The organism is Morganella sp. Je.2.23 (assembly GCF_051129855.1).
Lineage (GTDB): Bacteria > Pseudomonadota > Gammaproteobacteria > Enterobacterales > Enterobacteriaceae > Morganella > Morganella sibonii.
Window position 1 is genome coordinate 30270 of record NZ_JBCPSQ010000001.1, and the last position, 13359, is coordinate 43628.

The 13359-nt window shown below is 49.9% G+C and carries 8 protein-coding genes; 1 reads left to right on the forward strand and 7 read right to left on the reverse strand.

The window, feature by feature from the left end:
• Positions 1-85 precede the first annotated feature (85 nt).
• The 5 genes from AAZR23_RS00130 to AAZR23_RS00150 form a co-directional block, all read right to left on the reverse strand.
• The gene (locus AAZR23_RS00130) at positions 86-3655 is read right to left on the reverse strand and encodes an autotransporter outer membrane beta-barrel domain-containing protein (protein WP_434689779.1); all 3570 of its coding nucleotides are present in this window, start codon (positions 3653-3655) and stop codon (positions 86-88) included.
• 445 nt (positions 3656-4100) lie between these two features.
• The gene (locus AAZR23_RS00135; protein ID WP_107680394.1) at positions 4101-4442 is read right to left on the reverse strand and encodes a YfiM family lipoprotein; all 342 of its coding nucleotides are present in this window, start codon (positions 4440-4442) and stop codon (positions 4101-4103) included.
• A gap of 55 nt (positions 4443-4497) precedes the next feature.
• Positions 4498-5856 carry a CDP-diacylglycerol--serine O-phosphatidyltransferase gene (pssA, locus tag AAZR23_RS00140; protein WP_046893648.1) on the reverse strand — a complete coding sequence of 453 codons (1359 nt, stop codon included), beginning with the start codon at positions 5854-5856 and terminating at the stop codon, positions 4498-4500.
• A gap of 183 nt (positions 5857-6039) precedes the next feature.
• Positions 6040-8697 (reverse strand): bifunctional acetate--CoA ligase family protein/GNAT family N-acetyltransferase, encoded by a 2658-nt coding sequence (locus tag AAZR23_RS00145; RefSeq protein WP_046893649.1) that lies wholly within the window; start codon positions 8695-8697, stop codon positions 6040-6042.
• A 37-nt stretch (positions 8698-8734) separates the two neighbouring features.
• Complete coding sequence (locus AAZR23_RS00150) at positions 8735-9439, reverse strand: tRNA-uridine aminocarboxypropyltransferase (RefSeq protein ID WP_107680391.1); 705 nt, start codon at positions 9437-9439, stop codon at positions 8735-8737.
• Between the two features lie 181 nt (positions 9440-9620).
• On the opposite strand from AAZR23_RS00150, the gene AAZR23_RS00155 reads away from it, so the two are divergent.
• Entirely contained in the window at positions 9621-10718 is a 1098-nt protein-coding gene (locus AAZR23_RS00155; RefSeq protein ID WP_434689783.1) for a tRNA/rRNA methyltransferase, read from the forward strand.
• 47 nt (positions 10719-10765) lie between these two features.
• Here AAZR23_RS00155 and AAZR23_RS00160 read toward each other — a convergent pair whose 3' ends face one another.
• Together AAZR23_RS00160 and emrB are read right to left on the reverse strand one after the other, a co-directional pair.
• Entirely contained in the window at positions 10766-10942 is a 177-nt protein-coding gene (locus AAZR23_RS00160) for a hypothetical protein (RefSeq protein ID WP_166707204.1), read from the reverse strand.
• 868 nt (positions 10943-11810) lie between these two features.
• On the reverse strand, positions 11811-13352 hold the full coding sequence (gene emrB / locus AAZR23_RS00165) for a multidrug efflux MFS transporter permease subunit EmrB (protein ID WP_434689787.1): 1542 nt from the start codon (positions 13350-13352) through the stop codon (positions 11811-11813).
• Positions 13353-13359: the final 7 nt, after the last annotated feature.

The window sequence follows — 13359 nt, forward strand, 5'->3', positions numbered from 1 at the left end:
GGCATTTATTATTTACTGTAAATGTATCATTAACCAGATGAAAAAAGCTGCCATAAGGCAGCTTTTTTCAGGTTCTGACAATGCATCAGAAGTTATAGCGGATACCGATCTGTCCGTTGATTGGCGAGTAAACTGCATCACCGGCAATATGCTGTAATTCCATGAAAATATTCATGTTGCTATAGCGGGCATTGAAACCGGCACCGAATTTACCGGTGCTGCCGGATAGATCACTGTTAATGGTGTTGTAACGGTTAAATTCAACTTCATTTCCGTTCTCATACTGATGATTCCACGCTGCTTTTACGTACGGGGAGAACATCAGGCCGTTATTGAAACTGAAATCTTTACCGGCATTCACACCCAGTTCACTGGTGAATGAACGCTGATTTTTGATTTCAGCTTCCATTTCATTGCTCAGTGTGATGTTTTTACTACCCATCTGGTTGTAGGCTAACTGACCGTACGGCGTAATAAACGTCTGGTTACTGAAGGTAAAGGAATAACCGGTTTCCAGCGCCATCCCCCAGACAGAGGTGGAATAATTATCGCTGCTGACATCATAACCGTTGGTGGACGTTGTCTTCAGTTTATTATCAAAATGGTTATATTTCAGTAATGCATCGGCATACCAGCCATTGGTATTCAGGTAAGTGGCATAGGCACCGAAGGTGTAGCTGTCGATATCGCTGGTACCGGCCCATTCATTTTTAACATCACCTTTATCAAACCCGGTGAATCCGCCCAGAACCAGTTTACTGTCACTGTTTAACGCTAACTGATAATCCGCGCCCAGCTCCAGACCGGCGTGTTTCAGTTTGTACTGAACCTGATCTTTATCCACTTTGGTATTATTGCCGATACCCTGCATCCAGAGGCCGTTCTCAACACTGTCACTGTTACGCAGCATGTGCAGACGGGCGCGCAGATGATCAACTTCGTTGTTGTACATCAGCTGCGGTGCGGAGGACAGTGCAAGTACCGCACGGGCGCTTGGTGTCAGGCGATTTGTCGCAGTGAATGACCATGTGGTGTCATTACCGGCACCGGTACGGGTCTGAATATTGTGGATATAAGTACCGGCATCCATCAGATCCAGAATTTTCCCGTCAGCATCTTTCATGCCAAAGACAGCATTGCTGTCACCGGCCACGTTTTTCACATAGGCAAAATCGGCGGACTGAGGACGGTTCAGAACCGCTTCTTTACCGGTATCCCGCTCAATGATGGTGACATAGTGCTGACCATACGCATTATCCGTATTGATAAAATCAGAATTACCATTGAGGATATTACTGTTCAGGGTGAAGTCTAACGTGGTGTTATCATACTGAGCCGGATCATTGTTACCCAGATTATTGATATTCATCTGAGTATGACCTGCCGGGTTGGTCCGGTGGTCAAAATTCACCGCCGCTTTACCGTTTAAGGTACCGATAGTGACGGCATCGTGCTCCTGAGTACCTTCATAAACAGTGACCGTGCTTTTGCCTTTGGTCTGGCTAAGAGCAAGATCTTCCGCGTACGCACCATTAGTGGTGGCAGCATACAGATCCAGATGGTTTTTACCGTTAAAGATAGTTTTACCGGTGGCTTTACCGTTCGCCTCAACAATCATATTGATGTCGCCGTTGAGGGTATTATTTTTCGCTTCACCGCCATTTTCAACGGTTAAGTGAGAATTGCCGGTCAGGGTATTATCGGTGGCAAGGCCGCCTTTCTTAATCACCTGACTGACATTGTTCAGCTCGTTAGTGGTTGCTGTACCACTGACAATCTGTTCGCCCGGTTTTTTGGCATCAGTATTGTTGATGGTGTTATTAACGGCAGTACCGCCGACATACTGATTACCATCAGTGATGTCATTTTTAACTCCGGCCAGGCCGTCTTTTTTAACTGTCTGATTGGTATTAGTCAGTTTGTTATTATCAGCAGTACCGCTGATAACCTGCTCACCACGTTTATCTGCCTGATTGGTGATGGTATTGTATTCAGCAAAGCCTTCCACAATCTGGCTGCCGTTGGTGATGTTGTTTTTAATTCCGGCGATACCGTTTTTACCGACAAATTGATCCGTTTCGGTCAGAGCATTATTATTGGCTGTGCCGTTAATAACCTGCTTACCGCGATTACCGTCTTTGTTAGTGATGGTATTGTTTTCGGCAAAACCCTCCACAACCTGGCTGCCGTTGGTGATGCTGTTTTTAACCCCGGCAATACCGTTTTTACCGACAAGTTGATCCGTTTCGGTCAGCGTATTGTTATTGGCTGTGCCGTTAATAACCTGCTTACCGCGATTACCGGCTTTATTAGTGATGGTATTGTTTTCAGCAAAACCGTCCACAAGCTGGCTGCCGTCAGTGATATCGTTTTTAACGGAGGCCCGGCCGTCTTTCTCAACACGCTGATCGGTGTTGGTCAGCGTATTATCAATCGCTTTACCGCGTACTACCTGGATGCCGTGATCAGCACCGGCATTATCGATAACGTTATTTTTTGCGGAACCCTCTTTTTCAATGACCTGACCGGCGTTTTTCAGGGTATTGTCAGTTGCTGTACCACTGACTAACTGAAGGCCGTGAGTGCCATTGGTGTTATCAATACTGTTTGTGGTGGCATTGCCGCCGGCACCAATGGTCTGATTACCATTAGTGATACTGTTTTTTTCTGCTGTGCCTTTGACAACCTGATCACCATCTTTGATGGTGTTACCTTTGGCAACACCACCGGTATTGATAGTCTGGTCGGCATAGTCAAATTTTGAATCAATCGCCAGACCGTGATTATTGACAGTTTGTCCGGCTTTCTGACCTGTCGTTTTATCACCGGTAAAGGTGGAATCAAGAGCAATAGCTTTGCGGGAGTCACTGGCGCCGTTCAGATACTGCTGGCTGGCACCGGTAAATTTAGCGTTACGGGATAGTGATTTGTTATTAACGGTCTGGGTTGCGTTATCTGTGAACGTGTCACTGTCAGATACTAAATACTCGCCGTGATCTGCCGGGTCCAGACGCCCGTCGTCAATAAACGTTCCTTTGGTGGTAATTGTCGCAGCACCAACTGTTTCTGTTTTGCCCATCGTAGAGCCATCCAGAACCTGTTCTGAATTATCACTGTAAGTACCATTCGATGTAGCTAGGGTAATAACTGCTTCTTTTTTATTTATATTATCGCCGTATGTTTCATTATGCCCCGGTACGGAAATATGCGGCACTGAGGCACCACTATATTTTGCATAAGCATTAGTACTGGTTATGTTAACAACCGATTTCCCGCTGACTTTTAATTTATCGGCCTGCCCGTTGATATCAGCAGAAGAATTAACGATATCCATAACATTTACATTGACCGGAGAGTAGTAATAACTGTAGGTATAATGATAATGGTCGATGTTATGTTCGTCAGTTGTTTTGGTTACGTGGCGGGTTCCTGATTCGGCACCGGTAAAAACAGACGTTACATTACTGTCTTTGATTGAGCCGGTGTATTCAACAGCTAAATTAGTCAGGGAATCACCGGTAAACTCTGTCTGATAAGACCCGGTACCACCGGATGTCTTATTGCCAACGATATCAATATCTGTAGCCGCCATTCCCGCAGATACGGAAAGCGCACTAACTACCAATACGGTAATTTGTGAAAGTTTGAATGTCATAATAGTAGCCTGTGTTCGGAATATAGGTAAAATGAAAAAGGATGATGGTTATAATTATCAGGCAATTACGGGGTTTTTACTACGAAGGAAATAAGTGGATTCTTATTGCTGTCATCTAACATTGTGAATACGTTATTATTTTATTTTTAATATAGGTGTTTGCACGTAGACATATTATTTTCATTCCGGATTTTTTATTTTGATCATTATTTTTCTTGTTGTTTTAATGATGAAAGTATTATTTTCACATCTGTGTTTTTTACGTTGAATTAAATTTAATTTGCACCATTAAAAAACAAATAGAAATAAATAACACGATTTAAATCGAAAGGTTATTAATTATTTAAATTTTCAGGGGAGATGTTACTGCTTAAAGGCAAAAGGTAACAAATCATTTTGTGTGTGATATTGTTCACAAAATTAACACTGTCCGGTCATCGGATTTTTATTTCAGCGATTGGTACAGACTGTAACCGGCAACAGCACCGGCGATATCCCAGACAAAATCTTTCACACTCCAGCCGGTGCCGCCGGGGCGGCTGTCGTAAAATTCTTTGGCCGCACCCAGTGCGACAGAAAATCCGATACCGAATTGTGCGCTGTGCCGGTGCTGCCAGTTCTGGTGATCGCCGTAAGCATTAGCGGCAATCGCTGTTGCGGCTGAAAAAGCAAAATGCTGCGCTTTATCGCGGCCGGTCCAGCTGTCATTGGCAAGATGCATCGAGCAACCTGAATTCAGCAGCAGGCTGAAAGACACGATTAAACCGGTACGCAATGTCACGGACATAACCACACTCCGCAGATGAGATAAAAAAATCCCGGCCGGAGCCGGGAGGTGTGTATCAGAGGATCCGGCTGATCAGACGGTCAAGACGGACGCGGCGCAGGCGGCGCAGCAGTTTTTTGATTTTGACCGGATAGTCACGGATATTATCCAGCTCGCTGTAGCTGCGGATAATGGTTGTATTAGTGCGGATATTGGCCAGCTCTTCCTGACGCTGCGCATGCAGTTCCTGTTTCGGATCACGGATAAGGATCGCATTTTCCAGATCCAGTCCCCAGGCGCGCGGGTTCAGGTTGTTACCGGTGATGAGCTGCCACTGATCATCCACCCACATCCCTTTCAGGTGATAGGTGTTGTCATCATCTTTCCACAGACGAATGGTCAGTTGCTCATTATCTGAGAACCGGCGGAAACGCTGCATAAAGCGGCGCAGGTTGATTTCATAGAGATAAGGCAGACCACCGATGATTTTGAACGGCTCTTCCGGCGGGATATAGAAATCATTTGCGGTTTTGTCACCGATAATAATTTCAACTTTTTTCCCGTCCCGCAGCAGGCGGCTGATAATACGCACCAGCGTTGACGGCAGGTTGAAATACGGCGTGCAGATAACCACTTTTTCCTGCGCGGAACACATCAGATGCTCAATGGTGTTATTGAGGCGGTTCTTTTTGCCGAGGCCAATCAGCGGCGTAACGGCCAGCTGATCATCAGGAAGTGCCTGAGGTGTGAAATGGTATGCGGCCTGGCGCAGTTTCATGCGGAAATCACGGATCTGGTTTTTGATCTCCGGTGTTTTTACGCGGGTTTCGGTATCCAGTTTCTGCACTGCCTGTTCCGGCAGCAGCATTTCATCAATAAACAGCTTCATCGCCGCAGCCAGTTCCGGATTGCGCAGGAAGTGGTAACGGTCATAACGGTATTTATCATGCTGATACAGATAGACATTATTGACGCTGGCACCGCTGTAAATGACGGTGTCGTCAATAATAAAGCCTTTCAGATGCAACACACCCAGTGCTTCGCGGGTATTTACCGGCACCCCGAAGATCGGGATAAGCAAATCAGGGTGAGATGCCGCGACGGAATGATACCAGTCGGCGTTGGTGGCATTCGCTTCTGCGCCGATACGCCCGCGCTGTGCACGGTGCCAGTCAACAAAGACTTTAATATCCAGTTCCGGATTGGCCTGTTTGGCGGCATATAACGCATCCAGGAAATCCCGGCCTGCATCATCATGCTCAATATATAACGCAGAAATATAAATGGTTTTTTTTGCACCGGCGATTTCTGCTAACAGACGCCCTTTAAAGTCGCGGGTATGGAACAGCGTTTCAACATCATCCGCTGACTGTGCTAACTTCGGCAGTTGTGCAAGGTGCTGTTGGTGTTTCGCGGATTTGAATTTTGACAACATCACAGTGCGAATTATCTCTTTAGTTATAGGCGGCGGTGACAGAATAACCAAAACCGGGCCGGTAATGAAAAGATGAACAGATCAAAAGATTATATCACCAGTTTGTCTGATTGTGCGCAGCAATTCACTTTCTGCTTAAGTGAGCGCTAAGTCTGTGTCATCTATCACGTTGTTCGTTTTTGGCTATTGCGCTGCGGCCATTTCGGAATTCAGATGAAGCGTCAGGTTGACGATACCGTCCTCAAACTGTGTTTCAACGGTAAAACCGAGTTTTTTAGCCAGCCGGATCATATTGCGGTTCTCCGGCATGGTGATGGCCGTCAGCAGGAGGATGCCGCGCGATTTTGTGTAGGCGAGCAGTTTGTGCATCAGCTGATAACCCAGCGTATTGCCTTTCATATCTGACCGCACCAGCACGGCAAATTCAGCTTCCCGGTTATCCGGATCGGACATTGCACGGGTCACCCCGATAATCTGACCGCTGCTGTCCACCGCCACAAAGGCCATTTCACGGTCATAATCAATCTGAGTCATTTTTGCCAGGTCGTCGTGGGTAAATTCGCTGATTTCGCTGAAATAACGGTAATAAAGATCTTCTTTGGTGACCCGGTCAATAAAGGCTTTCAGTAACGGTTCATCTTCCGGCAGGATAGGGCGGACATGTACTTCAGCGCCGTCTTTTAACCGGAAATTCTCTTCCAGCTCTGCCGGGTACGGGCGGATAGCCGGGCGCTGACGGCTGTCACCGGAAGCAGGTGCCAGCGTCATGGTGGCATCCAGAATAGTAAAGCCGGAGCCGGACGCGAGCAGCGGGTGTAAATCGAGCTTAACGACCTGCGGGCAATCGGTAATCAGATTGGAAACCTGTACCAGTACCCGGCTCAGTCCCGCGATATCCAGCTGATTAAGCGCACTGCCGGCAGCCAGCTTGTTATTTTGAATGGCCTGAATGACCAGATAACGGGCGAGCGCCATATTGAGCGGCGGCAGGGCAACGGCTGCCGGGGATTCGTCATGCCACGGGCGGCTGGCATCCCCCAGCATAATCACCGGGCCGAAAACCGCATCCTGTTCAACGGCAATCCGCAGTTCCTGTGCGCCGGCCCGGTTAGCCATCGACTGAACAATCAGGCCGTCTATCCGGGCATCGGGAAAATTCTGTGTCACGCGATCAATAATGGCGGCTGCCGAGGTGGCGACTTCCTGTTTATCCCGCAGATAAAGCATTACACCCTGCACATCGGATTTATGCACGATATCCGGTGAGCGCAGTTTCAGTGCCACCGGATACCCCAGTGTTTCGGCGATAGTAACGGCATCTTCCGCAGAATGCGCAATCCAGGTCGGCAGAATATTCAGCCCGTAGGCATCCAGCACCGGTTCGACTTCATACGTATCAAGTATGGTGTGCTGACGGCTCAGAGCGCTGTCAATGCAGTGATGTGCCTGCTGCCGGTTAGCGGTAAGTCCTTCAGACAGGGCGGGTGTTTCCGCCAGTTGTTTCTGGTTGCGGCGGAATTCCACCATATGCATAAACGCCGTCACCGCCCCCTCCGGTGTCCGGTAAGTGGGGATACCGGCCTCACCGAACAGGCGGCGCGCTTCCTGCGAGGAGTATTCGCCGCTCCAGTTGGTGAATATTGTCAGCCAGCGGCTGCGCGGATGCTGTGCGACAGCGGCAATAATCCGGGCGGCGGCTTCTTTGCCCGGCGCAACAGCGCTGGGGGAATGCAGGATCAGCAGAGCATCATGATCGTGGCTGTCGAGCAGGATATTCAGGGTGGCGATATAGCGATCCACCGTGGCATCATCGCGCAGATCCAGCGGATTACTGATCACAAAATCATCCGGCAGCACCGCCGCGAGTGCGGCACTGCTTTCGTCGCTGAGACCGGCAATTTTACCGCGGCGGCGGAAGAGTTCATCCAGTGCCATGGCTGCCGGTGCCGCACCGTTGCTCATAATGGCCAGGCGTTCGCCGCGCAGCGGCTTCATAAAGGTCAGGGTTTCCACGGCGGAAAACATTTCGTGGGTATCCTGTACCCGCAGCAGACCGGCGCGCTGGATCGCCGCATCATAGGCGATATCCAGACTTGGCGTCTCACCGGTCAGCAACTGCGCACGTTGGGTCCGGCCGCTTTTGACCACCAGAATCGGCTTGTTGCGTGAGGCACTCCGGGCGGCGGACATAAAACGCCGCGCATCATGAATATGTTCGAGATAGAGCAGAATGGCGCTGGTTTTGCTGTCACGGGCAAGAAAATCCAGCATATCGTCGATATCAATATCTGCACTGCTGCCGAGTGAAATAAAGTAAGAAAACCCGGTTTCCCGTTGTTGTGCCCAGTCCAGCACGGTATTGGAAACGGCGGCAGACTGGGAGATAAATGCCAGTTTACCTTTGAGGACCGGTACCGGGGAAAAGCTGGCATTCAGTCCCTGCCAGGGCGCAAGTAATCCCAGGCTGTTCGGGCCGAGCAGGCGGATATTATAGTGCTGGCAGGTCTGTTTCAGTTCAGCGGTTTGTGACGCAGGAGCAGAGAGAATAATCACCGCCCGGCAGCCGAGCTCACCGAGTTCATTCAGCAGGCCGTTATTGCGTTTGGGGTGGGTGCAGATAATGGCCAGATCCGGCACCAGCGGCAGAGCAGCAACAGACGGATATGCCAGCACTCCCTGCACGGAACGGCGTGATGGTGTGACCGGCAGAACCGGCCCGGCAAAACCGCCGCTGAGCAGATTGCTCATCATCCGGGAACCCGCCCGTCCGGGTTTTTCGGATGCACCGATAACCGCAATGGATTGAGGCCGGAGTAATGCTTCAAGGCCGCGCTGACTCATGGTGTTCTCCTCAGACCGGATTCCCGTGTGCTTTAATTTAGCCTAAAAGCAGCTCCTCTGCTCTGATTTGTGCTACAGGAAGATGTGACTTACCCTTCAAATACTGACGGCGGAAGCAGGTGAAGTGATCCAGCAGCTGTTTTCCGGCTGCGGTATCCCCGGCCATCATCAGTGCGGCGGCAGCCACTTCGGCGGTGCAGTGCTGATCTTCCCGGGCGGCGACCCGCAGCAGATAATCTTTCTGAGCCAGATCATTGATGGAGAGCAGCGGGATTTCGTCCAGATACGGGCTTTTGCGGAACATTTTCCGGGCTTCCGGCCAGGTGCCGTCGAGCAGAATAAACAGCGGCGGTTTTGTCTTTTCCGGTACATCACTGAACACCTGACGCGGCGGTGTGGCATACGCCTGCGGGAAAATCAGGTACGGCTGACGGGTGTCATCTTTCAGGAGCGTGAGCAGAGCCTCGTCCGGTTCGGTACGCGACCACAGAAATGCCTGCGTATCCGGCAGGACATCGGCAATCAGCTTTCCGGTATTGCTGGGTTTCAGCGGCTCTGTATCATACATCAGCAGGCAGAACTGGCTGCGTGCATCCCGGGTTTGTATGGTATCGCACAAACAGTTTTTTTCGGGTAATAAACAGTAATTACAACGGACTACACGGCATCCGCGGGCGCGGAAAACACGGGTGGATTGTGCAAGACGCCGCTGGCGTAACTGGTAAACAGAATTGGTCTTCATTTTTATCGGCTGGTTTCACAAAAAACAGTATGCATTGTACTGTTAACGCTGCACAATAGCATGATTTTTCGCGGGGGCGCCTGAGTTCAGTGCCTCCGGCGGGGGCGGCCGGTGACAGTAACCGGCAGGTCCGGACGATATCGGGTAATCTTCGCCCCCGGAAATGGCGTGGGAGAAACACATGAACGACTCTTTAAATGGTAAAAACGGCAAAGTAAAAGTGATGTATGTCCGCAGTGAGGATAAACCGGACGATCAGAAAAAATCAGACAGACGCGGCGGCCGGGGATCGGATCGCGGCGACCGTAACAGCCGCGGCCCGCGCGGGGAGCGTAATGAACGCAGCAACCGTGGCGAACGAAGTGACCGCAGTGACCGTGGTGATCGCGGCGAGCGCAGAGGTCAGGGCAGTTATTCCGATGACGGCCGTTCACCGTGGAAAACGGTGTCCCGCCAGCCGTCAGAAGACGGAGAAGCACTGCTTCCTGATCACGGTGGTATCAGCGGCAAAAGCCAGATTGACCCTGCCCAGCTGCGCCGTCAGCGCCAGGAAGAGACCCGTATTTACGGGGAAAACGCCTGTCAGGCAATGTTCCGCAGCCGCCCTGAGCGCATTGTGCGGGCCTGGTTTGTTCAGTCCGTCACACCGCGTTTCCGCGATGCTCTGAAATGGCTGGCGGCCAACCGCAAAGCCTATCATGTGGTGGATGAAGAAGAGCTGGCAAAAGCGTCCGGTACAGAACATCACGGCGGCGTTTGTTTCCTGATTAAAAAACGCGGCGGTGTGAGTGCGGAAACCTATCTGGAAACTGCCGGTGAGCAGGATTGCGTGCTGGCGCTGGAAAACGTCGGTAACCCGCATAACCTCGGCGGTATTATGCGCAGTTGTGCTCACTTCGGTGTCAACGGCGTGATCCTCCAGGATGCATCGGTACTGGAATCCGGTGCGGCTGTCCGCACTGCGGAAGGCGGCGCTGAGCATCTGGCCGGGATTGATGCGGATGGTCTGACCGACACGCTGGATTTATTCCGTAAAAAAGGTTACGCCATCGTCACCACCTCCAGCCATAAAGGCAGCACTGATCTGGCGAAAGCCACACTGCCTGCAAAAATGGTACTGGTTCTGGGTGAAGAGAGCGACGGCCTGAGTGACGCGGTCTGGGAAGGCGGGGATATGCGCCTGTCAGTCGGCGGCACGGGAAATGTTGAAAGCCTGAACGTATCAGTTGCAACCGGGATTATCCTGGCGCGCTGGTGGCAGCAGAATAAAGTCAGCTGATATATTTCTGACAGTGATTGATTCAAACCCGGCATTTGCCGGGTTTTTTAATCGATCAGATGCAGTGTCAGCAGGCTTTTGATGGCATCAGAGTCCAGTGCCCGGTAGTACCTTCCTGTATCAGCGGTAAAGGTATCAAAAGGCCGCCAGCTTTTAATCCGTCCGTCATCCAGGGACAGTTTTCCCGCCATCAGAATATCGCTGTTATTATTAATAACATTCATGAATTCTTTTTCTGAAATATGATGATGAAGATTATTCGTTGGTGATAACGGCAGTACACAGTGAACCTGATCAGGATATTCAGAACGAATATAAAAGTAAACATCGCCCTGTAAACACAAATAAATATCTCTCGTGGTATCATGGCGAAAATAATAATGACCATCAAATTTTATCAGATGATAATTCGTAATTATTGTATCCTGATTTTTATGTTTATTACCGGGAAGATAGTTATGAATATCCCACTTCGGAATATTACAGAGATTTATGAATTTATCTAACAATGCGCTCATGGATATCCTGCAGTTTTTCACCTGTCTGTCAGCGCGCCAATCATACCGGCTGTAGCGGAATGACTGCTATTAATAACAGATATTAATATTATAAAAAAACCATGCCGGAGCATGGTGCAAAAATATGCATTAAAAATAAAAATTATGGCAAATCGTATTAATGATGCTAAATCATGGTCACACTCCCTTGTGAATGTTATATAAATAATCATCCGTGATATTAATACCGCAACCAAAAATGTCTTTTTCTGCGGTGAAATAAGAATAGCAATTTAATGATTTTAAGAGCAAGTGATTATTCTGTTAATAAAGTTGTGTTTTATTATTGTTTAATAAATCATAAAATGAATATATCCCATCTTATTATTTAAGTTGGAAATAAAAAGAAAGGCACCGAAGTGCCTTTCAGGCCGTTGACAAACCCGCAGGGGTTGGCGACGACCGGCAGAGGTTGTAAAAATAAACCAGGAAAATCAATTTATTGATTTTCGGCTGATAACACAAAGCAGGAAAAACCACGTTTTATCCTGCTTTGTCAGCAATCTCAAAGGCACCGAAGTGCCTTTCTTTTTTCTTAATGGGCGCCGCCACCACCGCCGCCACCGCCGCCGGCAGTAAACGGAGGTCTGGCAAACCAGACCAGCAGCATCAGTACCAGGAAGACACCGGCTGAAAGCCAGAAAATCTCATTGGCAGAGATAATCAACCCCTGGTCGGTGATCACTTTTGCAATATAAGCCGACGATTGCTGCTGCGACATCCCCATTTCACCCAGCGTGTGATACATCTGCTGTGTATCCGGGCTGAACGGGTTGATATGTTCGGCAAAATTGGCGTGATGCATCGATTCCCGCTGCGTCCACAGTGTGGTGGTGATGGATGTCCCGATAGCGCCTGCCAGCGTCCGCGTAAAGTTTGACAGACTGGATGCCGACGCCATTTTTTCCGGCGGCAGGCCGGAGAGGGTAATGGTGGTCAGTGGCATAAAGAAACAGGCAATTGCCAGCCCCTGTACAAACTGCGGCCAGGCAGCGGCAGCAAAGTCCATGCCCGGTTCAAATGTATAGGCACGCCAGTAGAAACAGACGGTATACATAATGAAACTGAATGTCACGATGATACGGTAATCCACTTTATGCGCATATTTGCCGATAAGCGGCGTGATCAGCAGCGGCAGAATACCGACCGGCGCGGAGGCCAGTCCTGCCCAGGTGGCAGTGTAGCCGAATACCCCCTGTAACAGCTGCGGCAGCAGAACAATGGTGCCGAAATAGAGCATATAGGCAAGACTGAGACTGAGGCAGCCTATCGTGAAGTTCCGGCTTTTAAACAGTGATAAATCCACCACGGGGTGCTCATCCGTCAGCTCCCAGACGATCAGGAAGGCGATGGCGATCACCGCAATCACGGTCAGGACAATAATCTCCGTTGAGTTAAACCAGTCCAGCTCTTTGCCCTGGTCGAGCATAATCTGTAAGCAGCCGACCCCGACCACCAGCAGGATCAGCCCGACGGTATCGATCGGACGAATTTCTGTTTTGGTTTCCCGGCCTTCCAGGGTTTTTGCGGTCAGCATCATGATCACAATCCCGAACGGCACGTTAATAAAGAAAATCCAGCCCCAGTGATAGTTGTCACTGATATAACCGCCGAGGATCGGCCCGCAGATCGGGGCGATAACAATTGTCACCGACCAGAGTGCCAGCGCCATGGTGCGTTTTGCCGGGGGATAGTTATTGAGCAGCAGACTTTGTGATAACGGGATCAGCGGCCCGGCCACCAGACCCTGGATCACGCGGAAAAAGATCAGCATGCCCAGGCTGTTGGAAATACCGCATAACCAGGAAGAGATGGCAAATAATGCCGTCGACCACATAAACAGACGGACTTCGCCGATCCGTTTGGCCAGCCAGCCGGTGATCGGAATGGAGATAGCATTCGCCACCCCGAATGAGGTAATCACCCAGGTTCCCTGAGAGTTAGAAGAACCGAGGTTACCGGCGATCGTCGGGATCGCCACGTTGGCGATGGTGGAGTCGAGCACCTGCATAAAGGTCGCCAGTGACAGGGCGATCGTCATCCAGGCCAGTTTTGCTCCGGTCAGTGGCGCCTGCATAACCCTG

Excerpts from the sequence above, each read along its gene's own strand:
- AAZR23_RS00130 (WP_434689779.1), bottom strand. The coding sequence starts at position 3,655 with ATGACATTCAAACTTTCACAAATTACCGTATTGGTAGTTAGTGCGCTT.
- AAZR23_RS00135 (WP_107680394.1), bottom strand. The coding sequence starts at position 4,442 with ATGTCCGTGACATTGCGTACCGGTTTAATCGTGTCTTTCAGCCTGCTG.
- pssA (WP_046893648.1), bottom strand. The coding sequence starts at position 5,856 with ATGTTGTCAAAATTCAAATCCGCGAAACACCAACAGCACCTTGCACAA.
- AAZR23_RS00145 (WP_046893649.1), bottom strand. The coding sequence starts at position 8,697 with ATGAGTCAGCGCGGCCTTGAAGCATTACTCCGGCCTCAATCCATTGCG.
- AAZR23_RS00150 (WP_107680391.1), bottom strand. The coding sequence starts at position 9,439 with ATGAAGACCAATTCTGTTTACCAGTTACGCCAGCGGCGTCTTGCACAA.
- AAZR23_RS00155 (WP_434689783.1), top strand. The coding sequence starts at position 9,621 with ATGAACGACTCTTTAAATGGTAAAAACGGCAAAGTAAAAGTGATGTAT.
- AAZR23_RS00160 (WP_166707204.1), bottom strand. The coding sequence starts at position 10,942 with ATGAATGTTATTAATAATAACAGCGATATTCTGATGGCGGGAAAACTG.
- emrB (WP_434689787.1), bottom strand. The coding sequence starts at position 13,352 with ATGCAGGCGCCACTGACCGGAGCAAAACTGGCCTGGATGACGATCGCC.